This window comes from Xanthomonas sp. NCPPB 2866 (genome assembly GCF_041475745.2).
Classification (GTDB): domain Bacteria; phylum Pseudomonadota; class Gammaproteobacteria; order Xanthomonadales; family Xanthomonadaceae; genus Xanthomonas; species Xanthomonas arboricola.
This window is the reverse complement of sequence record NZ_CM192975.1, coordinates 3,130,401-3,154,675: the sequence shown is the minus strand read 5'-3', so window position 1 is coordinate 3,154,675 and position 24,275 is coordinate 3,130,401. Positions and strand designations below refer to the sequence as shown.

Annotated in this window: 22 protein-coding genes; 13 read left to right on the top strand and 9 right to left on the bottom strand. The window is 68.4% G+C overall.

Features of this window, described 5'->3' with window-relative positions; genetic code table 11:
• Nucleotides 1-21 precede the first annotated feature (21 nt).
• Together ACCQ04_RS13485 and ACCQ04_RS13480 are read right to left on the bottom strand one after the other, a co-directional pair.
• Nucleotides 22-336 carry a metalloregulator ArsR/SmtB family transcription factor gene (locus ACCQ04_RS13485; RefSeq protein ID WP_024939743.1) on the bottom strand — a complete coding sequence of 105 codons (315 nt, stop codon included), beginning with the start codon at nucleotides 334-336 and terminating at the stop codon, nucleotides 22-24.
• Nucleotides 337-653: 317 nt separating this feature from the next.
• Nucleotides 654-1,589, bottom strand: a complete 936-nt coding sequence (locus ACCQ04_RS13480) for a LysR substrate-binding domain-containing protein (RefSeq protein WP_065032495.1) — start codon at nucleotides 1,587-1,589, stop codon at nucleotides 654-656.
• 170 nt (nucleotides 1,590-1,759) lie between these two features.
• On the opposite strand from ACCQ04_RS13480, the gene ACCQ04_RS13475 reads away from it, so the two are divergent.
• Nucleotides 1,760-2,647, top strand: coding sequence for a DMT family transporter (locus ACCQ04_RS13475; protein WP_039522286.1), 888 nt, complete (start codon nucleotides 1,760-1,762; stop codon nucleotides 2,645-2,647).
• A 37-nt stretch (nucleotides 2,648-2,684) separates the two neighbouring features.
• On the opposite strand, the gene ACCQ04_RS13470 is transcribed toward ACCQ04_RS13475, so the two are convergent.
• The 4 genes from ACCQ04_RS13470 to trxA form a co-directional block, all read right to left on the bottom strand.
• Nucleotides 2,685-3,590 carry a peptidylprolyl isomerase gene (locus ACCQ04_RS13470; RefSeq protein ID WP_039523066.1) on the bottom strand — a complete coding sequence of 302 codons (906 nt, stop codon included), beginning with the start codon at nucleotides 3,588-3,590 and terminating at the stop codon, nucleotides 2,685-2,687.
• A 151-nt stretch (nucleotides 3,591-3,741) separates the two neighbouring features.
• Nucleotides 3,742-3,984 carry a DUF378 domain-containing protein gene (locus tag ACCQ04_RS13465; RefSeq protein ID WP_226427184.1) on the bottom strand — a complete coding sequence of 81 codons (243 nt, stop codon included), beginning with the start codon at nucleotides 3,982-3,984 and terminating at the stop codon, nucleotides 3,742-3,744.
• A gap of 171 nt (nucleotides 3,985-4,155) precedes the next feature.
• Nucleotides 4,156-4,605: a DUF4442 domain-containing protein gene (locus ACCQ04_RS13460; RefSeq protein WP_372358542.1), complete on the bottom strand. Its 450-nt coding sequence runs from the start codon at nucleotides 4,603-4,605 to the stop codon at nucleotides 4,156-4,158.
• 121 nt (nucleotides 4,606-4,726) lie between these two features.
• Nucleotides 4,727-5,584, bottom strand: a complete 858-nt coding sequence (gene trxA / locus ACCQ04_RS13455) for a thioredoxin (protein ID WP_039522282.1) — start codon at nucleotides 5,582-5,584, stop codon at nucleotides 4,727-4,729.
• Nucleotides 5,585-5,773: 189 nt separating this feature from the next.
• Here trxA and ACCQ04_RS13450 point away from each other — a divergent pair, with 189 nt between their 5' ends.
• The 7 genes from ACCQ04_RS13450 (at nucleotide 5,774) to ACCQ04_RS13420 (ending at nucleotide 13,618) form a co-directional block, all read left to right on the top strand.
• Nucleotides 5,774-6,385: a DUF998 domain-containing protein gene (locus ACCQ04_RS13450; RefSeq protein WP_039522279.1), complete on the top strand. Its 612-nt coding sequence runs from the start codon at nucleotides 5,774-5,776 to the stop codon at nucleotides 6,383-6,385.
• A gap of 72 nt (nucleotides 6,386-6,457) precedes the next feature.
• Nucleotides 6,458-9,100: a leucine--tRNA ligase gene (gene leuS / locus ACCQ04_RS13445; RefSeq protein WP_226427182.1), complete on the top strand. Its 2,643-nt coding sequence runs from the start codon at nucleotides 6,458-6,460 to the stop codon at nucleotides 9,098-9,100.
• 222 nt (nucleotides 9,101-9,322) lie between these two features.
• Nucleotides 9,323-9,964 carry an LPS-assembly lipoprotein LptE gene (locus ACCQ04_RS13440; RefSeq protein WP_024939734.1) on the top strand — a complete coding sequence of 214 codons (642 nt, stop codon included), beginning with the start codon at nucleotides 9,323-9,325 and terminating at the stop codon, nucleotides 9,962-9,964.
• Between the two features lie 185 nt (nucleotides 9,965-10,149).
• Nucleotides 10,150-11,178 carry a DNA polymerase III subunit delta gene (gene holA / locus ACCQ04_RS13435; protein ID WP_047126816.1) on the top strand — a complete coding sequence of 343 codons (1,029 nt, stop codon included), beginning with the start codon at nucleotides 10,150-10,152 and terminating at the stop codon, nucleotides 11,176-11,178.
• Nucleotides 11,175-12,023 (top strand): nicotinate-nucleotide adenylyltransferase, encoded by an 849-nt coding sequence (gene nadD, locus ACCQ04_RS13430; RefSeq protein WP_372358541.1) that lies wholly within the window; start codon nucleotides 11,175-11,177, stop codon nucleotides 12,021-12,023. The genes holA and nadD overlap by 4 nt, the downstream gene beginning before the upstream one ends.
• A 57-nt stretch (nucleotides 12,024-12,080) precedes the next feature.
• Nucleotides 12,081-12,491, top strand: coding sequence for a ribosome silencing factor (gene rsfS, locus ACCQ04_RS13425; RefSeq protein ID WP_024939731.1), 411 nt, complete (start codon nucleotides 12,081-12,083; stop codon nucleotides 12,489-12,491).
• 11 nt (nucleotides 12,492-12,502) lie between these two features.
• Nucleotides 12,503-13,618: a J domain-containing protein gene (locus ACCQ04_RS13420; RefSeq protein ID WP_226427181.1), complete on the top strand. Its 1,116-nt coding sequence runs from the start codon at nucleotides 12,503-12,505 to the stop codon at nucleotides 13,616-13,618.
• Nucleotides 13,619-13,839: 221 nt separating this feature from the next.
• Here the strand turns inward: ACCQ04_RS13420 and ACCQ04_RS13415 are convergent, their stop codons facing one another.
• The gene (locus ACCQ04_RS13415) at nucleotides 13,840-15,381 is read right to left on the bottom strand and encodes an alkaline phosphatase PhoX (RefSeq protein WP_226427180.1); all 1,542 of its coding nucleotides are present in this window, start codon (nucleotides 15,379-15,381) and stop codon (nucleotides 13,840-13,842) included.
• Nucleotides 15,382-15,502: 121 nt separating this feature from the next.
• Here ACCQ04_RS13415 and rlmH point away from each other — a divergent pair, with 121 nt between their 5' ends.
• Nucleotides 15,503-15,973, top strand: a complete 471-nt coding sequence (gene rlmH / locus ACCQ04_RS13410) for a 23S rRNA (pseudouridine(1915)-N(3))-methyltransferase RlmH (protein ID WP_016903756.1) — start codon at nucleotides 15,503-15,505, stop codon at nucleotides 15,971-15,973.
• 237 nt (nucleotides 15,974-16,210) lie between these two features.
• Here rlmH and ACCQ04_RS13405 read toward each other — a convergent pair whose 3' ends face one another.
• A complete protein-coding gene (locus ACCQ04_RS13405; RefSeq protein WP_506191517.1) occupies nucleotides 16,211-16,819 on the bottom strand; it encodes an energy transducer TonB in 609 nt (202 codons plus the stop codon).
• Between ACCQ04_RS13405 and ACCQ04_RS13400 the strand changes: the two genes are divergently transcribed.
• Nucleotides 16,707-16,946 carry a hypothetical protein gene (locus ACCQ04_RS13400; protein ID WP_180969204.1) on the top strand — a complete coding sequence of 80 codons (240 nt, stop codon included), beginning with the start codon at nucleotides 16,707-16,709 and terminating at the stop codon, nucleotides 16,944-16,946. The two genes, ACCQ04_RS13405 and ACCQ04_RS13400, sit on opposite strands and share 113 nt — an antisense overlap.
• A gap of 233 nt (nucleotides 16,947-17,179) precedes the next feature.
• Here the strand turns inward: ACCQ04_RS13400 and ACCQ04_RS13395 are convergent, their stop codons facing one another.
• Complete coding sequence (locus tag ACCQ04_RS13395) at nucleotides 17,180-17,914, bottom strand: SIMPL domain-containing protein (protein WP_016903753.1); 735 nt, start codon at nucleotides 17,912-17,914, stop codon at nucleotides 17,180-17,182.
• A 122-nt stretch (nucleotides 17,915-18,036) separates the two neighbouring features.
• Between ACCQ04_RS13395 and ACCQ04_RS13390 the strand changes: the two genes are divergently transcribed.
• The 3 genes from ACCQ04_RS13390 to ACCQ04_RS13380 all read left to right on the top strand — a co-directional run bounded on the left by ACCQ04_RS13390 (nucleotide 18,037) and on the right by ACCQ04_RS13380 (nucleotide 24,178).
• Nucleotides 18,037-18,609, top strand: coding sequence for a Maf-like protein (locus tag ACCQ04_RS13390; RefSeq protein WP_226427179.1), 573 nt, complete (start codon nucleotides 18,037-18,039; stop codon nucleotides 18,607-18,609).
• The gene (gene rng / locus ACCQ04_RS13385) at nucleotides 18,609-20,108 is read left to right on the top strand and encodes a ribonuclease G (protein WP_016903751.1); all 1,500 of its coding nucleotides are present in this window, start codon (nucleotides 18,609-18,611) and stop codon (nucleotides 20,106-20,108) included. Before ACCQ04_RS13390 ends, rng begins: the two co-directional genes overlap by 1 nt.
• Before the next feature lie 143 nt (nucleotides 20,109-20,251).
• On the top strand, nucleotides 20,252-24,178 hold the full coding sequence (locus ACCQ04_RS13380) for a YhdP family protein (protein WP_226427178.1): 3,927 nt from the start codon (nucleotides 20,252-20,254) through the stop codon (nucleotides 24,176-24,178).
• Nucleotides 24,179-24,275 lie beyond the last annotated feature (97 nt).

Genomic DNA, 24,275 nt, shown 5'->3' with positions numbered 1-24,275 from the left:
TCCTTTGCGGCCGGAGGAGGGTCAGGAGGTCTTCTTGGTCAAGGCGCGCGCCTTGCGCTTGAGCGGCGCCGAGGCCGGGCAGACTTCGAAGGCAAAGCTGCTGAGCGTGTTGACCATGTTGTCCGGGGTGAGCCGGTAGACCACGAACTGGCCGCGCCGTTCGCTGGATACCAGCCCGGCGCTTTCCAGCACCGACAGATGCCGCGAGATGGCTGGCGCGCTCATTTCGAACAACTGCCCGATCTGGCCGGCGGTGAGTTCCTGGTCTGCCAGGCACGCCAGCATCTTGCGGCGGGGCTGGGAGGCAAGGGCTTCGAAGATGCGGTCGATGGACATAAGGAATTAGGCAATTAACGAATTAGCTAATTAATTGATTTTATGGCGGCCGATGTCAAGCGCCTTTTCGGTCGGCGGTGGTCGGGCGCGGCTGGCGGCTGTCGCCAACGTTGCCGTGATGGGGGATGCCCAGGTTTCTGGCGCGCGGGATCTGCCCGCGGGGCAGGTCGCAGCCGATAGGTGCTGAAGGTTTTTGCGGGTGGCGGCCTGCAGCCCAGGCATGCCAGATCAGTCCGGCAGCACCGGCTCAGGCACCGCGCTCAAGTCCTCCAGGCAGGGCCCGGCATGCAAGGTCGCAGTGATGCAAGCAGGCGCCCTCAGACCGCAGGCAGTGCCAGCAGCTCTGCCGGCAAGGCAGGCATCGGGGTGCGTTCGTCCAGCGCCTCGCGCTTGAGCCAATCGATAAACGCCATTGCCGCAGGGCCGGGGACGCGGTGACTGGGGTGCACGATGTAGTAGGCGTAGCGTGCCTTGAGGGTGGGGCCGGGCAGGCGCACCAGCTCGTAACGCTGCAGGTACGGTTGGGCGATGTGCTTGCGCGCCAGGACCGCGCCCAGGCCATAGACGGCAGCGCGCATCGCGTCGGTGCTGTCGTTGAAGGTGTGCATCGGCGGCAGCGTGGTGCCGCGCACCTGGGCGGCACGGAACCAGTCGCGCCAGCCCTGCGGCGACATGTCGGTGAGCAGCGGCAATTGCGCGATCTGCGCCGGCGTGCGTAGCGCAGCGACCTCCGGCAGTGACGGCGAGGCCACCGGAAACAGTTCGTCGTCCATCAGATGATGCGAGGTCAATCCGGGCCAGGCGCCCTGGCCATAGCGGATGCCGAGATCCGGGCCGCCTTCTTCGAAGCGAGAAAACGCCGCGTCCGATTGCAGATCCATGCGGATATGCGGATGCGCGCGACAGAAGCGCGGCAGCCGCGGCAACAGCCAGCAGTACGACAGCGAGCGCAAGGTGGTCACGCGCAGCGGGATGGCGTCTTCGCGCGGATGCAGGTTGCCGGCCACCGAGGCGATCTCGGCCAATGCAGCGGTGGCGGCGTCGGCCAGCTGGCGGCCCTCGGCGGTGAGCTTGACCCCGCGCGGCAAGCGCTGGAACAGGGTCACGCCGAGCAGCGCTTCGAGCTTGCGCACATGGTGGCTGACCGCGCTGGCGGTCAGATGCAGTTCTTCGGCGGCATGCGCGAAGTTCTGGTGGCGCGCGGCGGCGGCGAACACGCCCAGCGCGGGCAGCAGGGTGGGGCGCAGGTTCATCGAGGCATGAGTGAGATTTGTGGCTCGCCTCGATACTACGCGCTTGTCGCGCCTGCGGTTGCAACCGATGCTGCAGTACCCCATCGCGATGATCGTGCCATGCCCGTCTGCTTGCCTGATGTTGTCTCTTGCGGTTTCAGCACATCACGGCAGCGTGCGCAGGTGCGGCCATGAGCGCGCAGCCGGCGACGCAGCCAGCGGTTGCGGCACGCGAATGGCGCACCCCGCTGGAGTTGGGGTTTCTCGGCATCGTCTGGGGTTGCTCGTTCCTGTTCATGCGCGTGGCCGCACCCAGGTTCGGCACCGTGGCGCTGGTGGAAATCCGCCTGGCGCTCGGTGCATTGGTGCTGTTGCCGTTCCTGTGGCTGGCGCGCGAACGCTTCCCGCTGCGTCGCTGGCCGATGCTGGCGGCGATCGGCGTGCTCAACTCCGCGTTGCCGTTCCTGCTGTTCGCCTGGGGCGCGCAACACGCGCCGGCCGCGATCGGTGCGATCTGCAATGCGATGACGGTGCTGTTCACCGCATTGATCGCCTTCCTGTTCTTCGGCGAGAAGATCGGCACGCGTCGCGCGCTGGCCTTGTTGATCGGTTTCATCGGCGTGCTGGTGCTGGCCACCGGCAAGTCGGCCGGGTTGAGCGTGGGGCCGGCGGCACTGGCGGGCGCCACCGCGTCGCTGCTGTACGGCATCGGCTACAACCTGGTGAAGCGCCACATGGGCGATTTGCCGCCGGCCGCATCGGCGGCGTCCACGCTGGGTTGCAGCGCGCTGCTGCTGGCACCGCTAGCCTGGTTGCAGTGGCCAACCACGCCGGTGCCGGCAGTGGCCTGGGCCTGCGCCACCGCGCTGGGCGTGGTGTGCACCGGGTTGGCGTTCCTGATGTATTACCGCCTGATCCAGCGCATCGGCCCGGCACGCGCCTCCACGGTGACCTATCTGGTGCCGGTGTTCGGCGCACTGCTGGCATGGTCGCTGCTGGGCGAGCCGCTGACCTGGACCATGCTGGTGGCCGCGGTGCTGATCCTGGGCAGCGTCGCCTTCAGCCAGCGCGCCCGCTAGTCACGCGCGCGCCGCTTTACGATTCCCGATTCCCGACTCAGCCAGCCGGCGGCGTCCGCACCGGCAACGGCACATTGCACAGATCGATATGCCCGGCCGGGCGCTTGTAGAAATCGTCCTTGCGATTGCGGCGCGCCTCGGCCACATCGCGGAAGGTCTGACTGTCGGTGCGCAGCAACTGCAGTGGCGTTCGTTCGGGCATGGGCACCTCGCTGGCCAGGCGAATGGCGCGGATCGGCGAGCGCTGCGCGGGGTCTTCGTAGAAACCCATCGGGTCCGGGCCGCGTGGGATCACGCTGAGCAACTCCATGCCCTTGACCACGCGGCCGACCACGGTGATGTTGCGGTCCAGCTGGCGCGGCGATTGCCCGGTGACCACATACAGCTCGGCGCCAATGCTGCTGTCTTCGTCGTTGTTGCGGCCGGCGCCCAGGGTGCCGTAGCAATGCGCCAGCCAGGTCTTGCCGCTGGCGCTGTCGCGCCCGACCGGGAAGCCGTCGACAAAGCCCACCTGCGCCGCCCAGCCATCGCTGTCGGGCAGGCGCTGGAAGTCCAGGCCCTGCGACGGGCGCTCGAATTCGGCCGGCAGGTGCGTCTTCGCCGAGCCCAGCGACTTGGCCTTGGCCGGCGTCTCGCCATCCGGATCGCCGAACTGCACCACGAAGTTGTCCTGCGAACGGTAGATGCTGAGCCCGTCCCAGAAGCGCTCGTGCGCCAGGGTGCGGATGTTGCCCACGTGCGCGGGCGCAAACTGCGGCGCCAGCTCAATGATCACCCGTCCGCCATCCAGTTCCAGGTACAGCGTGCGCTCGGGGTCGAGCACGCGCCAGGCGCTGGCCGGCGAGGCATCCAGGATCTGCTGCGGGCTGCGATAGGCCGCGTTGGCGGCAGCGGGTAACACCAGGGCAAGCAGGCAGGCGGAAGCAACAGTGCGCAGAAGCATGAAGGCAGCCAGCGGGAGGGATGCCCGATTCTTGCCGACCACGCGCCCGGACGCAAAGCGCCTGGACACAGAATGCATGTACGCACAGCAGGACGCTGGCGGAATGCGCCGGCGTCCTGCTGTCACGCGCATGCCTGCCGCAGCTGTGCGCTTACGGGTTGTTGCGCACGTGCGGGCTGGTGTGGTGAACGTTGGCGCCATGGTCGCTGCGGAACAGCGGAACCAGCTGCCACAACGCAGAGATGCCGACCAGCGTGTAGACCACACGCGACAGCAGGGCATCCTGGCCGCCGAACAGCGTGGCGACCAGATCGAACTGGAACAGGCCGACCAGGCCCCAGTTCAAGCCGCCGACGATAAGAAGCACCAGGGTGATGACGTTGAGCGTTTTCATGAAGACAGTCCGTGTGGGTTGGGAGACCCCAGAGTCCGCATGCCGCGCGCAACACCTCGTGAGCGTGCGCGAGGGCATGACGGGCTTGCGCACGCCACGATCACGTCCAGCCGACGCGCATGAAACCGACGCGGTGTGCTGGCCATCCGGCAGCGCGCCGGCGGCGCAGTGTCAGCGTGCCGGTTTGCGCCTGACGTACAACTGCTTACGCACGCGCGCCACCACCTCGCCCCGGCGGTTGTGCACCACGTTTTCGAACCAGCGCAGGTGTTTTTCGCCATTGGCGGTGGCGGCGCGCAACTCGGCCAGCACGCTGTCGTCGATGACGAACTCCGCGCTCACCGTGCCGCGCCCGGGTTTGACGAACTCGATGCTGCCGGCCTTGTCCCACACGTAGTAGTCTCGTCCCAGGTTCTGCATGGTCAGCAGCATCCAGAACGGGTCGGTCATCGCGAACAGGCTGCCGCCGAAGTGGGTGCCGACGTAATTGCGATTCCACGGCCGCTGGCGCAGTTCCACGCGTGCGTAGCGGTAGTCGGCCGACAACGCGGTGACATGGATCCCGGCGAACAGGTACGGCGGCCACAGGTTGATACCGAGCTTGAACAGTGAAGCACGCATGCGGCCAGGGTCCATGGCGGGGCGGGCCCGTAGCATACCATTCGCATGCGTATGGAAGCTGTGGCGGTGACGGCAGCGCCCGGCCGGCTTGCAGACCGGGCGCCGTGGTACCGGCGGTTGCTTAGAACACCAGCGACGACATCTTGCGGCGGTAGCGGCCGACCAGGTCTTCGTCCTCGATCACCCGGAACGCATCGATCAGGCTACGCCGCGGCAGGTTGTCGTCGAAGGCGCGGTCCTGCCGCAGCATTTCCAGGAACTGCTCCAGCGCGGCCTCGTCGTGGCCGTCGAGCAGGTGGCGCACGCCAAGCAGATGGCGCGCGCGCAGGTCGGCGCCGTTGGCGGCAACGGCGGCCTGCAGCGCGTCGGCATCCGGCGCGTCCTTGAGCACATTGGCAAAGCTCAGCCGGGCCTTGGCGCGCACCGCACGGTCGTCGGTGGCCAGGTTGGCGGGCAGGGCGTCGATCAACTGCTCGGCCTCGGCGGTGTCGCCGGTCTTGAGCAGCGCCAGTGCCAGGTCCAGCTTGAGCTCGTCCTTGTCCGGCTCGGCGGCGATCGCCTCACGCAGCGCGGCGACCTGGTCCTGCGGCTCGAGCGGGGCCGGCGGCAGTGCTTCGGCGACCTGCGGCTCGGCCGGCAGCACGCCGTGCTGGGTCAGGAATTCGCGCACTTGGCCTTCCGGCATCGCGCCCGGGAAGCCGTCGACCAGCTCGCCGCCCTTGACCAGGAACACCGTCGGCACCGAGCGGATCTGGAACGCGGCGGCGATCTGCTGTTCCTTGTCCACATCGACCTTGGCCAGCTCGAACGCACCGTTGTAGTCGGCGGCGAGCTTTTCCAGGATCGGCGTCAACGACTTGCAGGGGCCGCACCAGGTGGCCCAGAAGTCGACCAGCACCGGTGTCGTCAACGATTTCTGCAGGACCTCGGTCTCGAAGGTGTCGGTGGTGGCATCGAATACGTGCGGCTTGTCGGACATGGGCTTCCAGAAGTGATTGCGGCAACAGTGGGAGGTAATGGTGGCAAACCGGGCCGACACAAGGCTGGCCGGCCCGGGCGCATGGCGCGTGGCCGGCCGTCACCCTGGCAGGGGTTCACGCCACGCGCGCCCGGCACGACAATGCTGCGTCCTGGTGGCGCAGCCTGCGCCCCGCGTTGGAGCAAGGCAATGACACGCATCGATGGCACCCAGCGCTACCTGGGCCTGGTCGCCGCAACCGTCTTCGTGCTGGCGGTGGCCGGCTTCGGCGTGGCACTGCCCGGTTACCTGCAGGCCAGCCATCCGGTTGCGCTGCTCGGTGCCAACGGGGTGCCGCATGCGCTGGGCTTCAACCTGCTGGCGTTCGTGCTGGTCGGTGCGCTCGGCATGGCCACCGGGGTCAGCCTGCTGGCGCGCATGCCGGCCAGGTCCAGCTGGAGCCTGCGCGTGGGCGGGCAGCTGATCGTGCTGGCCGGGCTGGCCTTTCTCGGCATGGGCGCCTTGCCCCTGGACCCCACCGATCTGGACGGGCGCGCCAGCCAGGCCCATGCCACCGCCTGGCTGTTGTGGGCGGTGGCGTTCGTGCCGGGCATGTTGCTGCTTGCCGCCGCGCTGCTCAACCAGCCCGGCACCCGCGCACTGGCGTGGTTGAGCCTGGGCGCGGGGCTGCTGGTGGCGGTGCTGGCGTTCGGCCCGCCGGGCCTGCTGCGGCAGGCGATCGCCCAGCGCCTGGCGTTCCTGGCCTGGGTCGGCTGGCTCGCGGTGGCGGCCTGGCGCTGGCCGGCCAGACCTGCCACCTGAGGCAAGCGTTTGGAGCACCTGCTGCACTGCGGTACCCTGTGCCGCTTTGCACCGCCCGAGCATCCGCTCCCAATGTCCACCGTCGAACCGAACGCCTACGACCCGCAGCAGGTCGAAACCTCCGCCCAGCAGTTCTGGGATGCCACCCACGCCTTCCAGGTCGACGAAACTTCGGACAAGCCGAAGTTCTATTGCCTGTCGATGCTGCCGTACCCGTCCGGTGCGCTGCACATGGGCCATGTGCGCAACTACACCATCTCCGATGTGGTCAGCCGCTACAAGCGCATGACCGGCCACAACGTGATGCAGCCGATGGGCTGGGACGCGTTCGGATTGCCGGCGGAAAACGCGGCGATCAAGAACAAGACCGCGCCGGCCAAGTGGACCTACGCCAACATCGACCACATGCGCGGCCAGCTCAAATCGCTGGGCTATGCGATCGACTGGTCGCGCGAGTTCGCCACCTGTACGCCCGAGTACTACGTGCACGAGCAGCGCATGTTCACCCGGCTGATGCGCAAGGGCCTGGCCTATCGCCGCAACGCGGTGGTGAACTGGGACCCGATCGATCAGACCGTGCTGGCCAACGAGCAGGTCATCGACGGCCGCGGCTGGCGCTCCGGCGCGCTGGTGGAAAAACGCGAGATCCCGCAGTGGTTCCTGCGTATCACCGACTACGCGCAGGAACTGCTCGACGGCCTGGACCAGTTGGACGGCTGGCCGGATTCGGTCAAGACCATGCAGCGCAACTGGATCGGCCGCTCGGAAGGGCTGGAGATCCAGTTCGACGTGCGCGACACCGATGGCGCTGCACTGGACCCGCTGCGCGTGTTCACCACCCGCCCGGACACGCTGATGGGCGTGACCTTCGTGTCGATCGCCGCCGAGCATCCGCTGGCGTTGCATGCGGCCAAATCCAACCCGGAGCTGGCCGCGCTGCTGGAAACGCTCAAGCACGGCGGCGTTTCCGAAGCCGAGCTGGAAACCCAGGAAAAACGCGGCATGGCCACCGGCCTGACCGCGGTGCATCCGATCAGCGGCGAGCAGGTGCCGGTGTGGGTGGCCAACTTCGTGCTGATGGGCTACGGCACCGGCGCGGTGATGGCGGTGCCCGGCCACGACCAGCGTGATTTCGAGTTCGCCAACAAGTACAAGCTGCCGATCGTGCAGGTGGTCAAGCTGCGCGAGCCGCGCAACGACGACGAGCAGCGCTGGGACGCCAGCCAGTGGCGCGACTGGTACACCGACAAGAGCCGCCCGCTGGAGCTGATCAATTCGGCCGAGTTCGACGGCCTGGATTTCGGCGGCGCCTTCGAGGCACTGGCCGAGCGTTTCGAGCGCAAGGGCCAGGGCCAGCGCCGGGTCAATTACCGCCTGCGCGACTGGGGCGTCAGCCGCCAGCGCTATTGGGGCTGCCCGATCCCGGTGATCTATTGCGCCAAGTGCGGCGCGGTGCCGGTGCCGGAAGACCAGTTGCCGGTGGTGCTGCCGGAGAACGTGGAATTTGCCGGCACCGGTTCGCCGATCAAGACCGACCCGACCTGGCGCCAGACCACCTGCCCGGATTGCGGCGGCCCGGCCGAGCGCGAGACCGACACCTTCGACACCTTCATGGAGTCGAGCTGGTACGTGGCGCGCTACACCAGCCCCAACGCACGCGACATGGTCGACCGCCGCGCCAACTACTGGATGCCGGCCGACCTGTACGTGGGCGGCATCGAGCACGCGATCCTGCACCTGATGTACTTCCGCTTCTATCACAAGCTCATGCGCGACGCGCGGCTGGTGGACAGCGACGAGCCGGTGACCAACCTGCTCACCCAGGGCATGGTCATCGCCGACACCTTCTATCGCGATGCCGATAACGGCGGCAAGGACTGGATCAATCCGGCCGACGTGGAGATCCAGCGCGACGAGCGCGGCCGCGTCACCGGCGCGGTGCTGATCGCCGACGGCCAGCCGGTGCACATCGGCGGCACCGAGAAGATGTCCAAGTCCAAGAACAACGGCGTGGACCCGCAGTCGATGGTGGCCAAGTACGGCGCCGACACGGTGCGGCTGTTCTCGATGTTCGCCGCCCCGCCGGAGCAGTCGCTGGAATGGAACGAGGCCGGCGTCGATGGCATGGCGCGCTTCATGCGCCGGCTATGGGTGCAGGTGCACAAGCATGTGGGCGAGGGCGCCGCCGTTGCACTGGACGCCGCCGCACTGAGCGCCGAGCAGAAGGCGATCCGCCGCAAGACCCACGAAACCATCGGCAAGGTCAGCGACGACTATGGCCGCCGCCACAGCTTCAACACCGCGATCGCCGCGGTGATGGAACTGTCCAACGCGCTGGCCAAGTTCGACGATGCCAGTGCGCAGGGCCGGGCGGTGCGCCAGGAAGCCCTGGAGGCGATGGTGCTGCTGCTCAACCCGATCACCCCGCACGCCAGCCACACCCTGTGGCAGGTGCTGGGCCACGGCGAGACGCTGCTGGAAGATGTCGCGTTTCCGCAGGTCGATGCCGCCGCGCTGGTGCGCGACGCGCTGACCCTGGCGGTGCAGGTCAACGGCAAGTTGCGCGGCACCATCGAGGTGGCCGCCGATGTCGGACGCGAGCAGATCGAAGCGCTGGCCCAGGCCGAGCCGAACGCGGCCAAGTTCCTGGAAGGGCTGAGCGTGCGCAAGATCATCATCGTGCCCGGCAAGATCGTGAATATCGTGGCGGGCTGATCGTTGCCACGCCGGTCCGGGCAGTGTCGCGGACCGGTGTGGCGACGCGCAGATGAGATTGCCGCAGTGGCGTGTGGTCATTCATTTCACCGGCGCGTGGCGACGCGTTTGTCATTCCCGGGCGCCGCGTTTTTCGCGGCGCCCTCTCAAGCCCCGTTCACGCGGTGTCGGGCAGGCTAGCCGCCTGTTGCCGCCGCCGGGGCGCTCATCCAGACTGTGCCCATGATTCGATTTCCTACTGCCTTCGCTGCGTCCCTCGTGCTGGTCTCGAGCCTCACCGCCTGCGGCTTCCATCTGCGCAACTCGCTGGCGCTGCCGCCGGACACGCCCGCGGTGAAGGTGCAGTCCGCGGTGCAGTACAGCGAGCTGGCCAAGTTGCTGCGGCGTGGCCTCAAGGCCGCCGGCGCCACCCTGGCCGACGAAGATGCCAAGACCGGCTTTGCGCAGGTGCAGGTGTTGTCCGAGCGCTGGGGCGATCTGCCGATCGCCATCGACAGCCAGGGCCGCGCGCAGGAATACAGCCTGCGCTATGCGGCCATCTTCACCGTCACCACCGCCAACGGCTCGGTGCTGGTGCCGCAGCAGGTGATCGAGCTGTCGCGCGACTACGTGTCGCCACCGGTGGATGCCACCGGCACCGCGACCGAGCGCGAGATCCTCGCCAACGAACTGCGCAAGGACATGTCGGCCTCGATCCTGCGTCGCATCGACAGCGTCGTGCGCGCGCGCGTGGAGCGCGGCGAGACGCTGGAAAGCACGCCCAGCGCGCCGCTGCAGCCGGCCACCACACCGCCGGTGCAGCCGTCCACGCCGGAATCGAGCGTGCCGGCCTCGCTGCCGCCCGCGTCTTCGTCGAATAACTGAGCAACTGGTGATCGTCCCGTCCGCGCATCTGCCGGACAACCGCGCACGCTGTGCGGAGGTGGCGTGCGCCAGGCGCATGTCGCGCTTGCTCCGCGGCGAGCATGCCCCGACGATCGCTGCCGACGCCGTCTTGTGCGTGACGGTGCAGTGGCGCGTGCCTTTGTAGTGACGGAACTTACCTAGTCATGGAACTTCGCCCAGAACAGCTCGCCGGCCAGTCCAATCAGCCGCTGCAGCCGGTCTACCTGATCGCCGGTCCGGAGACCTTGCGCGTGCTGGAGGCGGCCGATGCGGTGCGCGCACGCGCGCGCGCCGAAGGCATCAGCGAGCGCGAGGTCTTCGATGCCGATGGCCGGGAGTTCGACTGGAACCAGCTGGATGCGACCTTCAACGCGCCCAGCCTGTTCAGTCCGCGCCGGCTGGTGGAAGTGCGTCTGCCCAGCGGCAAGCCGGGCAAGGACGGCGCCGAGGTCATCACCCGCTTCTGCGCCAACCCGCCGCCGGATGTGGTGCTGTTGATCACCGCCAACGACTGGAGCAAGGCGCACCAGGGCAAATGGGCCGATGCGATCGGCCGCATCGGCACCATTTCGGTGGCCTGGGCGATCAAGCCGCACGAGCTGTCGGACTGGATCGAGCGCCGCCTGCGCAGTCACGGCCTGCGTGCCGACGCCGCGGCGGTGCAGCGCCTGAGCGAGCGGGTGGAAGGCAACCTGCTGGCCGCCGCGCAGGAAATCGACAAGCTGGTGCTGCTGGCCGATGGCAAGGTGCTGGACCTGGAGGCGATGGAGTCGCTGGTCGCCGATGCCGCGCGCTACGACGTGTTCCGCCTGGCCGAAACCACGTTCTCCGGGCAGCCGGCCGCAGCGATCCGCATGCTCGCCGGCCTGCGCGCCGAAGGCGAGGCGGTGGCCGCGCTGATGCCGATCCTGATCAAGGAACTGCTGCGCACTGCGTCCTTGGCCAAGGTGCAGGCCAACGGCGGCAACCTCGCTGCCGAAATGAAGGCGCAGGGCCTGTGGGAATCACGCCAGGCGCCGTTCAAGCGCGCGCTGCAACGGCACCCCGAACCACGCCGCTGGGAGCGCTTCGTCGCCGAAGCCTCGCGGGTCGACCGCATGGCCAAGGGCCGTGCCGACGGCGACCCCTGGGTCGGCCTGGAACGCCTGCTGGTGGCCGTGGCCGAATCCCGCGCGGTGAGATTGCTGGCGTGAAAGCCGGCGATGCCGCCGACGGCGACGCGCGACCCGCCTCCCCAAGCAGCGCAACCCCCGACCAGGCCGCAGCTGCGGCCATCTCTAGCAGCGCAGCCCGCACCTCGCCGCCCACCGAATCACACCCGGCAGCGCCGAACCCACGCTCTTCCGATTCCCCAATCCCGATTCCCCAATCCCAGCTCCACCTCTACTACGGCGGCACCTTCGATCCGGTCCACCTGGGCCACCTCGCCATCGCCTGCGCCGCGCGCGACGAACTGGGCGCGCTGGTGCACCTGGTACCGGCCGCCGATCCGCCGCACCGTCCCGCACCCGGCGCCACCGCAGCGCAGCGCGCGCGCATGCTGGAGCTGGCACTGGCCGACACCCCCGGGCTGGCGCTGGACAGCCGCGAGCTGCAACGCGCCAGCCGCGACCATGCGCCGTCCTACACCGTCGACACCTTGCGCGCGCTGCGCGCCGAGCTCGGCCCCACGACACCGATCGCCTGGCTGCTCGGTGCCGATGCCTTCGTCGGACTGAGCAGCTGGCATCAGTGGGAAGATTTGTTCGAACTGGCGCATTTCGTCATTGCCGCGCGTCCGGGCACGCCGCTGGACCTGGCCGATGCGCCGCAGCTCGCCGCGGCAGTGCAGGGCCGCTGGGCCGCCAAGGCGGGCGAGCTGGGCATCTCGCCGGCCGGCCGCCTGTGGTCGCTGCAGCAGCCGTTGCGCGGTGAATCGGCCAGCGCGGTGCGCTCGCGCATCACCGCCGGCGGTGACTGGCAAGCGCTGCTGCCGGCATCGGTGGCGGCATTTATCGCGCACGAAGGCCTCTACGGCTGCGCCCAGCCGACTAGCTGAACACGCAGCCGGCCGGACCGGCCTATAATTCGCGCCAATTCCATCGAGTTGCCCGCTTTGACCACCCAAGCCCAAGTCATCAAGACCTCCATCCCGAATCCGCCGCCGTCCGTGCCGGCCCTGCTGGCCACCGTGCGCGAGGCCGTGGAGGAGCTGAAAGCCAAGGACGTGGTCGAGATCGATGTGCGCGGCAAGTCCAGCGTCTGCGATTACATGGTGGTCGCCTCGGGTACCTCGACCCGCCACGTGAAGTCGATCGCCGAAGAAGTGGTCAAGTTCGCCAAGCGCCTGGACGTGATGCCGCTGGGCGTGGAAGGCGAGCGCGAGGCCGAGTGGGTGCTGGTGGACCTGGGCGACGTGGTGGTGCATGTGATGCTGCCGCGCGTGCGCGAGTTCTACGCGCTGGAACGTCTGTGGACGGTGGGCGACCAGCGTCCGGACGATGCGGATGCCGATCCCGAAGAGTGAGTGAGCCGGGCATGCCACGCAATGCCCGACCCCCGACCGATGCGCCTGCCTCGCAGGCGCTGCAACAGCTGCGCAGCCAGGGCGCACACGCCTCCGGCGCGCCGCTGTCGCCGGCACGCAAGCGCTTCGACCGATTGCTGCGCGACCTGGAACGGCATCGTGCCGACCTGCAGGCCTGGCAGCTTGCACTGTCGCAGTGGCGCGAGCGTTACCACGCCGAATTGCAGCCCTTGCTCGACCACCGCCGCGCGGCCGACATCGCCCTGGTCGAAGAGCTCGACCGTGCGTATGCCACGGTCAAACTGGGTAAGGCCGACCGCGCCTTCCTGTCCGAGTTGCTGTGCGATATCGCCGCCCCGCTGATCGAGGCCGGCCACGCGTCACTGCGCCCGATCTACGATCGCCACAGCGCAGCCGGTTACGACCAGGAAGTCGCCGAATCCGATGCGCTGATGAAGCAGATCCTCGGCCAGGCCTACGGGCTGGATGCCGACGAGCTGGATGGCATCGATTCGCCCGAACAGCTCTACGAGCGCGTCAGCGAGCGCCTGCAGCAGGAGCGTGCGCAGCAACAGCAACGCCACACGCAACGGCGCAAGCGTGCCGAGCACAAGGCAGTGGTGGAGAATGCCGAGCCGCCTCCGTTGCGCGAGCTGTATCGCAAGCTGGCCGGCAATCTGCATCCGGATCGCGCCAAGGGCGTCGACGACCATGCCGCGCGCACCATCCTGATGCAGCGGCTCAACGCGGCCTACAAGGCCGGCGATCTGCTGGGTCTGCTCGAACTGCAGGCCGAGATTGGTCTGATGGACGCCCAAGGCGTGGATGCGATGAGCGCCGCGCGCCTGCAGGACTACAACCGCGAGCTGGATCGGCAGTGCAGGCAGCTGCAGCAGCAGGTGCAGCGGCAGTCGGACGACTTTTGCGCCGAATACGGGCTGGAGTTGCCGTCGCGCCCCAAGCCGGAGCGACTGGGCCGTTTGATGGCCCAACTCAAGCGCGAGGTCGAAGACGACCTGCTGGACGCGCGCCGTGGCCTGCGCGAGCTGGAAGACCCGCAATCGTTCAAGCGCTGGTTGAAGCGGCAGCGCGCCATGGCGGGCGCGCCCGACGCGCCCTGGTTCTGATCCCGGCCTTTATGGTGGTTGTCGGCTTGCACATCCGCCATCGGGGGCGCGCGCATGCTGCGCGCAGTCTCGGCTTGACTCGCTGCCAGCCGTGTAATCGGAACGCGTGCATGCCTGGCGTTGTGCCGGCGGCCGGAGCGACGCTGCCGAACGGAGGCCGGTCCGTTCGGCAGCGCTGGCCGTTGCCCTGTGCCTAAGACAGCCAGCTCAGGGCCGCAGGCTCACAACGGCCCGCGCTCCCACGGGCCGGTGATCGCCAGCGTGATGCCCGGGGTCTGGATGTTGACGAACAGGGTGCGCGCCAGCGGATCCCAACAGGCCCCGCAGAACTCGGTATCGCGGTAGTCGCCCTCGGCAATGGTCTTGCCGGCATCGGCGATCTGCTGCGAGGTGAGCTGCACATTGTTCTTGGCCAGATAGAACGACTCGCCGCCGCGGGTCAGCCCGAGCAGCCGCGCGCCGGGGCCGTATTCGTCCGGGCTTTCGCCGCCGTCTTCGCACAGCACCACGCCGCCGCGCGCGCTGACGGTGACGTTGTCCGGGTTGTGCGCGGCCAGCTGATTGCCGCTGACGAACAGGGCGCTCAGGCGCTGGGTGAACAGGTCCAGCACCCATACCGCGCCATTGCCGTAACCGCGCCGGCCCTGCGCATCCACGCCGGTGCTGGTGTCGACGATGAACAGTTTGCCGTAGCTGTACCAGATGCCTTCGCCACGGCTCATGCGCAGCGCACCGTCTGCCCAGGCCTGCGCGAACGGCCCGCTCAGGGTGTCGTTGGCGCCGATGTCGGCAAAGCCGGCCGGCGCGGCGATGCTGTCCAGATCCGGCTCTTCGATGTCCACCCATTCCAGCTGGAACTGCTGGCCGATGCTAGCCACGGTGAGATCGGCATTGCGCCGCCCGCGCACGCGTGCGGCCTGCATCCGGCCGCCGTTTTCCAGCGAGCCATTGCGCCCACGGCGGTCGTTGGGAATGAAACGGTACAGCCCGGCCTTGTTGCGGTCGTCCTCGGTGAGATAGACGATGCCGGTACGCGGATCGATCGCCACCGCCTCGTGGCTGAAGCGGCCCAGCCCGAGCAGCGGGCGGCCGGTGGTGCGCTGGCTGTCCGGGTCCACTTCGAACACATAGCCGTGCTTGCGGCCGGTGCTGGATACCGCGTTGGTCTTGATCTCCTCGCAGCTCAGCCAGGTGCCCCACGGGGTCGGGCCGCCGGCGCAGTTGACCAGGGTGCCGCCCAGGCTGGGCTCCAGGCTGCCCCAGCCGCGGCGGCCGTAACTCAGTGTGGTGGTGCCGCCGCCGGCGGATTGGGTGCCGCTGACGATGCCGGTGTCGTACATCGCCGGCGCGCGGAACGGCGTGGTCGCACCGCGTTCGTGGTTGCGGATCAGCACGTATTCCAGGCCGCGCAGCGGATCGCTGCCCGGACGCCAGTCGGGCCGACGCAGGCCGACCACGGCCATGCCGTCATGGCGGTCGGGGCAGGGCTGGCCATCGTCCATGCGGTCGCCGCTCCAGCCGAACGAGCGGTAGCTGAAACCGCGCGGCAGCTGCAGCAGCGGCAGTCCGGTGCTCTGGTCGGCGACCGGCGCGAGCGGGCCGTACCGGCTGGGCACCGGGGCAAGTTGCAGCGGCGGCGAGGAACTGTTGGCGGCCTGGGCCTGGCGCGACTGCAGCGCACTCAAACTGCCTAGCGCACCGGCGGCCATCACGGCAGCGCTGCCCTTGAGCACCTGGCGGCGGGCGGGATCGAAAATCGGCATCGAACGACTCCTGCGGGCTGGGTAGTGCGCCGACCCTAGAAGCTCGCTGTAACCGCACCATGACACCGCTGTGATCGCCCCGGTTCCGATGCCCAAGCTGTGACGCGGATATCATGTGGTCATGAAATGCCGACTTATCGCTACCGGCGAGCGCGCACCGGCCTGGGTGGCGCAGGGCTTTGCCGAATATCAGAAACGTCTCTCGCACTGGATGCCGCTGGAGCTGGTCGAGATCGAACCCGGCCTGCGTGGCAAGGGCCGCGATGCACAACGCGCCATCGACGACGAAGGCCGCCGTGTGCTCGCCGCGCTGCCCAAGAACGCCTACGTGGTTGCGCTGGATATCCCGGGCCGCCCGCTCAGTTCGGAACAGCTGGCCCAGCGCATGGAGCACTGGCGCGGGCAGGGCCGCGATCTGGCGTTCCTGATCGGCGGCCCCGAAGGCCACGCCGCCGAGGTGCTGAAAACCGCCAGCGAAAGCTGGTCGATCGGCCCGCTGACCCTGCCGCACATGCTGGTGCGCCTGATCGTCGCCGAGCAGCTGTACCGCGCTGCGGCGATGCTGGCTAATCATCCGTACCACCGCGCCTAAGCGGCATCGCGACGGCAGTATTCTGCGCGTCGCCGCTGCGCTTTCGAGAAGGATGTGCGGGCGAGTAGCCGGACGCATCCTCAACCCGATCTGCGAGACCGCACGTCGTCGCGTGCACGCAAGGCGCACTGCAACGATGCGCATGCAACAGCTGAAACCGTGGTCTTGCAGTAGCCGGCTGCGCAACGCCAGACCATGCGGCGACCGGGCATCCGGGTCGCCGCAGGTGATGACGCATCAGTTCAACGAAAAACTCACCGGCACCAGGCCGTAGGCCTGCACGGCCTGGCCGTTCTGCATCGCCGGCTGGAAGCGCCAGTTGCGCAGCACCTGGCTACGAGCCGCCAGATCGAGCGCGCGATGACCGCTGCTGGTCTGCACGCTCACCTCGGCCGGGCGCCCATCGGTGGCGACCAACACGCGCAGCAGCACCGTGCCCTGCTGCCCGGCACGCAGTGCCGCCACCGGGTAACTCGGCGCCGGTGAACTCAGATACTGCAACTGGCCTGCCTCGACCGGGCCGCTGGGTGCGGCAATCGCCGGCGCGCTGTCAGACACCGCTTCCGAGACCGCAGGCAAGGCGAACGTTGCGTTGTCGACCACCGCGGGCTCACTGATCACCGGGGTCTGCACCTGCACCGGCACCGTGGTCGGCGATGTATGCGTTGCCTTCGGTTTGAACTTCACCTCGATCGGAAACACCGGTGGCGGCGGCGTCTCGATGGTGATGGGCATGACCCAGCGTTCTTTCGGTGCGGGCTGCTGCGGAATTGCCCGGTACGAGAGCGGTATCAACAACAACCCGCCGGCGAGCAGATGCAAGGCCACCGCCGTGCTCATCGCCAGAACGCGCGACGTGTCGATGCCGGTGGATCGGGAAGAAACCTGCGATTGCGTGCGAACCATCATCCACCTCCTCAACGGAACTGCGGAAAGGACCAGCGCGACCCGGACGCACTACACCATCCGGTAGCGTAGGTTTACCGCGAGCCTTGCGCGGGCACAAGCGATTTCGACGCGCTGGAGGTCGGCTGGTCGATTCGCCCCGGTCCCATCGATCCGCACACATTTGGCACGTCTGACTCGTGTCGGAAGCGGGGCAGGTGTCATCGCAAGGCGAGGCAACACAACTTTTGGCGTGCCCAATAAAAAACTGCCCTCGGGGAGGGCAGTCTGGAAAGCAAACCGAACGCGGTTGCGGTCAGGTCAACGACCCAACTCGAACGTCACGTCCAGGTTGATCGACAAGGTGCTCTCGCCCGGGGCGACCTGGGTGTCCATCTCGGCCTTGGCCGAGCGCATCGAGGCGGCCATCATCATCGGACGCACGCCGCCGCCGCTGCGGCCTTCGGAGATGCTGACGATGCGGCGCACCTTCAGGCCCAGCGACTTGGCATAGGTGTCGGCGCGGGCCTGGGCCTTCTTCAGCGCGGCCACGCGGGCCTCGTCGTAGGCCGGTTCGGGCTGGTCGACCGAGAAGCTGGGGCCGTTGATGTCGTTTGCGCCCTGGGCGACCAATGCATCCAGCACCTTGCCCAGGCGCGAGATGTCGCGGACCTTGAGGCTGACCGTGTTGCTGGCCTGGTAGCCGTTGATCTTGGGCGCCTCATTTTCCTTGTAGGTGTACTGCGGGCTGAGGTTGATGCCGGTGGTCTGCACGTCCTTGTCGGCGATGCCGGCGGCCTTGATCGCGGCCATGACCTTGCTCATCTGGTCGGCGTTCTGGCGCATGGCGGCGTTGCCGTCGGCGGCCTGGGTGACCACGCCGGCCGACAGCGTGGCGATGTCCGGTATGCGCTTGGCGTCCGCTTCGGCCGACACGTTGAGCAGGGTGCCGTCATTGGGAATGGTGTAGCTCGGAGCGGTCTGGGCGTGGGCGGTCATGGCGGTTCCGGCAGCGATGGACAGGGCCAGCAACAACGGTTTGAGGGTGGTACGCATGAGATCTCCTTGTCTGTAGGGGAAGCGTGTTGCCGGTTCGATGAACATGTTGTGAGTCGAACGCGACCACTGCCGCCCGGATCGGCAAGCGGGCGGGGAGGGGCAACAGGTATGCTGGACGGATGCTCTATCTCGCCTCCCGGTCGCCGCGCCGGCAAGAACTGCTGCAACGCTTGGATGTGCCTTTCCAGACCCTGCAACTGGACGTGCCCGAACTGCGCGCGCCCGACGAATCGCCTGCGCAGTACGTGCAGCGCGTGGCGCTGGACAAGGCGCGTGCCGGCCTGGCGCAGGTGCAGGCCAGCGACCCCGATGCGATCGTGCTCGGCTCCGATACCGAGGTGGTGCTGGGCGAACGGGTATTCGGCAAGCCGGTCGATGCGGACGATGCGATCGCCATGCTGAGCCTGCTGTCCGGGCGTACCCACCAGGTACTCACGGCCGTGGTTCTAGTCTGCGCGCAACGCGCCCCGGTGCAGACGCTGGTGGTGTCGGAGGTGATCTTCGCGCCACTCGATGCTGCGCAGATCGCCGCGTACGTGGCGTCCGGCGAGCCGATGGGCAAGGCCGGCGCGTATGCAATCCAAGGCCGCGCCGAACGTTTTATCAGCCATCTGTCCGGCAGCTATTCCAGCGTGATGGGATTGCCGCTGTTTCACACCTCGCAGTTGCTCACAGCCCTCGGAGCGCATTGATGTCGGAAGAGATCTTGGTCAACGTCACCCCGCGCGAAACCCGCGTCGCGGTGATCGAGAACGGCATGCTGCAGGAGCTGCATATCGAGCGCGGCTGGCGCCGGGGCGTGGTCGGCAATATCTACAAGGGCAAGGTGCAACGGGTGATGCCGGGCATGCAGGCGGCATTTGTCGAGCTGGGCCTGGAGCGCGCCGCGTTCCTGCACGCCAACGACGTGGTGCGCCCGGCGCCGGCACCGGCCAGCGTGGTCGATACCGAAGAGACCCCGATCCCGCCGCCGCCGGCGGCCGCGGTGCCGATCGTGGAGCTGCTGCGCGACGGGCAGGAGATCGTGGTGCAGGTGGTCAAGGACCCGATCGGCACCAAGGGCGCGCGGCTGACCACGCAGATCAGCATTCCTTCGCGCTACCTGGTGCTGCTGCCGCAGTCCAAGATCGTCGGGGTGTCGGCGCGGATCGAGGACGAGGCCGAGCGGCTGCGTCTGAAGACCATCGTCAGCGAGGTCTCGGCCCAGCACGGCGGCTTTGGCTACATCATCCGCACCAACGCCGAAGGCCAGCCGGCCGAGGCGCTGGCCGAGGACATCGCCTACCTGTCGCGGGTCTGGAACGTGGTCGAGCGGCGCGGCCGCGAGGCGCCGCCGTGCAGCATCATCTACGAAGACCTGAGCCTGCCGTTGCGTGCGGTGCGCGATCTGATCCGCCGCGACGTGGAAAAGGTCAAGGTCGACTCCAACGAGACCTTCGTGCAGTTGCAGGCCTTCGTGGCCAAGTACATGCCGGTGCTGGCCGAGCGACTGGAGCTGTATACCGGCGACCGGCCGATCTTCGACCTGTACGGGGTCGAGGACGAGATCGGGCGCGCGCTGAACAAGCAGGTGCCGCTCAAGTCCGGCGGCTACCTGGTGATCGACCAGACCGAGGCGATGACCACCATCGACGTCAACACCGGTTCGTTCGTCGGCCAGCGCAATCTCGAGGAGACCGTGTTCCGCACCAACCTGGAGGCCGCGCAGGCGGTGGCGCGGCAGCTGCGGCTGCGCAACCTGGGCGGCATCATCATCATCGACTTCATCGACATGGACGATGCCGAGCACCGCCGCCAGGTGCTGCGCACGCTGGAGAAAGCGCTGGCGCGCGATCACGCCAAGACCACCGTGTACGAATTCTCGCCGCTGGGCCTGGTCGAGATGACCCGCAAGCGCACCGTCGAGAGCCTGGAGCGGCAGCTGTCGGAAACCTGCGGCCAGTGCAGCGGGCGCGGCACCATCAAGACCGCCGAAACGGTGACCTACGAGATCTTCCGCGAGATCACCCGCGCGGTACGCCAGTTCGATGCGGCGCGGCTGCTGGTGATCGCCTCGTCGAAGGTGGTCGCCCGCATCACCGACGAAGAGTCGGCCGCGGTGGCCGAGCTGGAGGAATTCCTCGGCAAGAGCATCCGCTTCCAGTCCGACGACCAGTATCTGCAGGAGCAGTTCGATGTGGTGCTGCTGTGAGTCCGGGATTGGGGAGTCGGGATTCGGGATTGGTCAACGCCGGCTCTGGTAGCGTGGCTTGGTCCGATAATGGCGCTTGACGGCACCGTGCGCGGCTTTGCTTTGACCAATCCCCAATCTCCAATGCCCAATCCCCGCCCCTGATGCCCACCCCGCTGCGCCGCCGTCTCCGTCTGTTTCGCCGCTATGCGATCACTGCCACCGCGCTTGCGCTGGTGGCGATCGCGTTGCTGGTGGGTGCGGCCAGCCAGGCGTTGCCGTTGGCCGAGCAGCGGCCGCAGCAGATCGCCGCATGGCTGAGCGAGCGCGCCGGCCAGCCGATCGCGTTCGATCGCCTGCAGACCGAATGGACCCGGCGCGGGCCGTTGCTGCGGCTGGATGGCTTGCGGATCGGCCCGCATGGCGAGGTGCGTGTGGGCCAGGCCGAAATCCTGCTGGCGATGTACGCCGGCCTGTTGCCCGGCCACTCGCTGACCGAGGTGCGTCTGCGTGGCCTGGCGCTGACGCTGCAACGTAGCGACGATGGCGTATGGTCGGTGCAGGGTCTGCCGGCCGGGCGGCGTTCGGACCCGCTGGAAGCGTTGCGCCGGCTCGGCGAGATCCAGGTGGCCGAGGCGCGCCTGCGCGTAGCCGCGCCGTCGATCGGCGTGGACACCACGCTGCCGCGCATCGACCTGCGCCTGCGCGTCAACGGCTCGACGGTGAAGGTCGGCAGCCGCGCCTGGATCGACCTGCAGCGCGCACCGCTGACCACGGTGATCGCGTTCGATCGCGACAGCGGCGACGGCAGCGCCTATGCGCAAGCAGATCCGGCCGATCTGGCCGCCTGGGCGGCGTTGCTGCAGTTCGGCGGCATGCGCGTGGACGGCGGCGGCGGACGCCTGCAGGCCTGGGCGCAGTTGCGCGCGCGCCGGATCACTGCAGTCACCGTGGATGCCGATCTGCAGCAACTGCGATTGTCCGGGGCGGCATTGCCCGAGCAGACCGCACGCCGCACGTTGGTGTGGGAGCGGCTGCAGGCGCGCGCGCGCTGGCAGACCATCGACGGCGGCTGGCGCATGGATGCGCCGCTGCTGCGCTTGGGCCAGGCGGCCAGGCTGCAGCGGCTGGACGGGCTGAGCATTGCCGGCGGGCGCCGTTATGCGGTGGTGGGCAACCACCTCGATGTCTCGGGCCTGATCGCGGCGGCCGCCTTGAGCGAGCAACTGTCGCCTGGCCTGCGGCGCTGGCTGAGCCTGTCCCGGCCGCAGTTGCGCCTGGCCGATCTGCAGATCGCCGGCGAGCAGGGCGGAGCGGTGCGCGCGCAGGGCCGGATCGAGGAACTGGGCTTTCTGCCGGTGGGCAACGCGCCGGGCATCAGCGGCCTGCGCGGCCGGATCGATGGCGATGCGCAGGCAATCCAGCTCGACCCCGCAGCGGATGCCACGCTGCGCTTCGACTGGCCGACCGGTTTCGGGGTGGTGCACGAGTTGCAGCTGGCCGGCAGCATCGTGGGCTGGCGCGACGGCGCCGGCTGGCAGGTCGCCACGCCGGCGTTGCGCGTGCAGGCCAGGGACTATGGCGCCAGCGTGCGCGGCGGGCTGTGGTTCCAGAACGATGGCAGCCGCCCGCGCATCCAGCTGGCCACGCAACTGGACGATGTCGCCCTGCCGGTGGCGCGCAAGTTCTGGATCCGCTCCAAGATGAGCAAGGCGGCCATCGACTGGCTGGACACGGCGGTTGCCGGTGGCGTGATCACCGGCGGCACCGGCCTGGTCAGCGGCGATCTGGACGACTGGCCGTTCGACAACAACGACGGCCGGTTCGAGGCCTTCGGCCAGATCCGCGACGGCGTGATCCCGTTCAATCCGGGCTGGCCGGCGATGGAGCAGGTGCAGGCCGATCTGCGCTTCATCGGCAACGGATTTTCCCTGCAGGGCAAGGGCGAGCTGGCCGGTGCGCCGATCGCATCGCTGGAAGCGGGCATTCCCAGCTTCGCCACCTCCGAGCTGTACGTGCGCGCCTCCACCCGGGCCGATGCCGCGCAGCTGCTTGGCATGTTGCGCAAGAGCCCGCTGGAGCAGCGCTACGGCGATACCTTGCGCAACCTCACGGTGTCCGGCCCGGCAGCGGTGAGCTTCGACCTGCTGCGTCCCCTGCGCACCGGCGGTGTGGGCGGCCATCTGCAGGGCACGGTCGCGCTGCAGGGCGCCAGGCTGGGCGATGCACGCTGGAACCTGGCCTTCGACCAGGTCAGCGGGCAGGCCGAGTACCGCGACAGCGGCTTTGCCGCCGAGCGCCTGAGCGTGCAGCACCAGGGCCGCAGCGGCGAGTTGTCGTTGCGTGCCGGTGGCTTCGTGCAGGACCCCAAGCAGGCCTTCGAGGCGCGCTTCGGCGCTACCCTGGATGCGAAAGAGCTGTTCGACCGCGCGCCGCAGATGGAATGGTTGCGCCCCTACGTGCATGGCAGCGCACCGTGGCAGGTGGGCGTGGACGTGCCGCTGACCTCGCCGGGGCAGGCCGACGCGCAGGCGTTGCTGACGCTGCGCTCGCAGCTGGTCGGCATCACTTTGGATTTGCCTGCACCCTTGGACAAGGCGGCCACGCAGCCGCTGGACACGCAGGTCAGGGTGGCCTTGCCGGTGGGCGATGGCGACATCGACGTGGCCTTCGGCAAGCTGGTTGCGCTCAAGGCCAGCAGCCAGGGCAATCAGACCGGCGTGCGCGTGGTCATGGGTACCGATACGGTCACCGAGCGGCCGCCCGCCAACGGCCTGGTGGTCACCGGCCGCACTGCCTCGCTGGATGCGATCGACTGGATCAGCCTGGCGCGCGGCAGCAGCGAGCCGGACATGCCGCCACTGCCGGGCCAGCCGGCAGCACCGAAGCAGGACGCCGTGCCATTGCAGCAGGTGGATGTGCAGGCCGACCGGTTGCTGATGATCGGCGGCGTGTTCCCGCAGACGCGCCTGCGCCTGCGGCCGACCCGTGACGCGGTGGCGGTGACCCTGGACGGCCCGTCGCTGGCCGGCCAGCTCAGCGTGCCCAATACCGATGGCGCCGCCGTGCAGGGCAAGCTGAGCACGGTGCACTGGCAGCCGGTGGCCGCACCTGCCGAGCCGGCCGCGCCCGAGCCGGGCGATCCGTTGGCCGGTGCCTTGCCGGAACCGGCGCGCCGCGCGGTGGCCGAGTTCGACCCGGTCTCGATCCCGCCGCTGTCGCTGGACGTCGACGACCTGCAGGTCGGCAAGATGACCCTGGGCGCGGCCACCCTGCGCAGCAGCCGGCTGACCGACGGCATGCAGGTGGACCAGCTGCAACTGCGCTCCAACGACCAGAACATCGGCCTGACCGGCGCCTGGCGCGGCAAGGGCGAGGCTGCCAGCACACGCCTGTCGGCGCGCGTGGACAGCCGCAATCTCGGCAATCTGCTGCAGAACCTCACCCTGGGCGGCCAGCTGCGCGGGGGCGAAGGCCAGCTGGAACTCAATGCCGGCTGGCAGGGCTCGCCGACCGGGTTTGCGCTCGGTTCGCTGGATGGCGACCTCAAGATCGACGTGCGCAACGGCCAGCTGCTGGAAGTGGACCCCGGTGCCGGTCGCGTGCTCGGCCTGCTCAGCGTGGCGCAGTTGCCGCGCCGGCTGATGTTCGACTTCCGCGATTTCTTCTCAAAGGGGCTGGCCTTCAACAAGCTGGACGGCCAGGTGCGCTTCGGCGAGGGCTTCGCGCGCACCGATGCGATCCGCATCGAAGGCCCGGCCGCCGACATCGCCATCCGGGGGCAGACCGACCTGCGCGCGCAGACCTTCGACCAGACCGTGGACGTGAATCCCAAGGCCGGCAATCTGCTCACCGTGGTCGGCGCCGTGGCCGGCGGCCCGGTCGGAGCGGCGGTGGGCGCGGCCGCCAATGCGGTGCTCGGCAAACCGCTCGGGGCGATCGGCGCCAAGACCTATCACGTCACCGGGCCGTGGAAGGATCCGCAGGTGGACGTGGTGGAGCGCGAAGTGCGCGAGCGGGCGCCCGGCAAGCCGCCTGCAGAAGGCGCGCCCACGGCAACGCCAGCCACGCCCGGTCGGTCGCCACGCTGACGCGTCCGGTTGCGGGCGCGTTGGCGTGTGCTGGTGCTGAGTCGTCGCGGGCACTCAGGCCTTACGGCAAGTCGATAGAACGCGGCACGCGCGTCAG

Bases quoted from the DNA above. Each gene is read 5' to 3' on its own strand.
- ACCQ04_RS13440 (WP_024939734.1), top strand. From the start codon at position 9,323: ATGATTCGATTTCCTACTGCCTTCGCTGCGTCCCTCGTGCTGGTCTCG.
- leuS (WP_226427182.1), top strand. From the start codon at position 6,458: ATGTCCACCGTCGAACCGAACGCCTACGACCCGCAGCAGGTCGAAACC.
- ACCQ04_RS13415 (WP_226427180.1), bottom strand. From the start codon at position 15,381: ATGCCGATTTTCGATCCCGCCCGCCGCCAGGTGCTCAAGGGCAGCGCT.
- ACCQ04_RS13470 (WP_039523066.1), bottom strand. From the start codon at position 3,590: ATGCTTCTGCGCACTGTTGCTTCCGCCTGCCTGCTTGCCCTGGTGTTA.
- holA (WP_047126816.1), top strand. From the start codon at position 10,150: ATGGAACTTCGCCCAGAACAGCTCGCCGGCCAGTCCAATCAGCCGCTG.
- ACCQ04_RS13400 (WP_180969204.1), top strand. From the start codon at position 16,707: ATGACCCAGCGTTCTTTCGGTGCGGGCTGCTGCGGAATTGCCCGGTAC.
- ACCQ04_RS13480 (WP_065032495.1), bottom strand. From the start codon at position 1,589: ATGAACCTGCGCCCCACCCTGCTGCCCGCGCTGGGCGTGTTCGCCGCC.
- ACCQ04_RS13485 (WP_024939743.1), bottom strand. From the start codon at position 336: ATGTCCATCGACCGCATCTTCGAAGCCCTTGCCTCCCAGCCCCGCCGC.
- ACCQ04_RS13460 (WP_372358542.1), bottom strand. From the start codon at position 4,605: ATGCGTGCTTCACTGTTCAAGCTCGGTATCAACCTGTGGCCGCCGTAC.
- trxA (WP_039522282.1), bottom strand. From the start codon at position 5,584: ATGTCCGACAAGCCGCACGTATTCGATGCCACCACCGACACCTTCGAG.
- ACCQ04_RS13390 (WP_226427179.1), top strand. From the start codon at position 18,037: ATGCTCTATCTCGCCTCCCGGTCGCCGCGCCGGCAAGAACTGCTGCAA.
- ACCQ04_RS13475 (WP_039522286.1), top strand. From the start codon at position 1,760: ATGAGCGCGCAGCCGGCGACGCAGCCAGCGGTTGCGGCACGCGAATGG.
- ACCQ04_RS13465 (WP_226427184.1), bottom strand. From the start codon at position 3,984: ATGAAAACGCTCAACGTCATCACCCTGGTGCTTCTTATCGTCGGCGGC.
- ACCQ04_RS13420 (WP_226427181.1), top strand. From the start codon at position 12,503: ATGCCACGCAATGCCCGACCCCCGACCGATGCGCCTGCCTCGCAGGCG.
- ACCQ04_RS13380 (WP_226427178.1), top strand. From the start codon at position 20,252: ATGCCCACCCCGCTGCGCCGCCGTCTCCGTCTGTTTCGCCGCTATGCG.
- ACCQ04_RS13450 (WP_039522279.1), top strand. From the start codon at position 5,774: ATGACACGCATCGATGGCACCCAGCGCTACCTGGGCCTGGTCGCCGCA.
- rlmH (WP_016903756.1), top strand. From the start codon at position 15,503: ATGAAATGCCGACTTATCGCTACCGGCGAGCGCGCACCGGCCTGGGTG.
- ACCQ04_RS13395 (WP_016903753.1), bottom strand. From the start codon at position 17,914: ATGCGTACCACCCTCAAACCGTTGTTGCTGGCCCTGTCCATCGCTGCC.
- rng (WP_016903751.1), top strand. From the start codon at position 18,609: ATGTCGGAAGAGATCTTGGTCAACGTCACCCCGCGCGAAACCCGCGTC.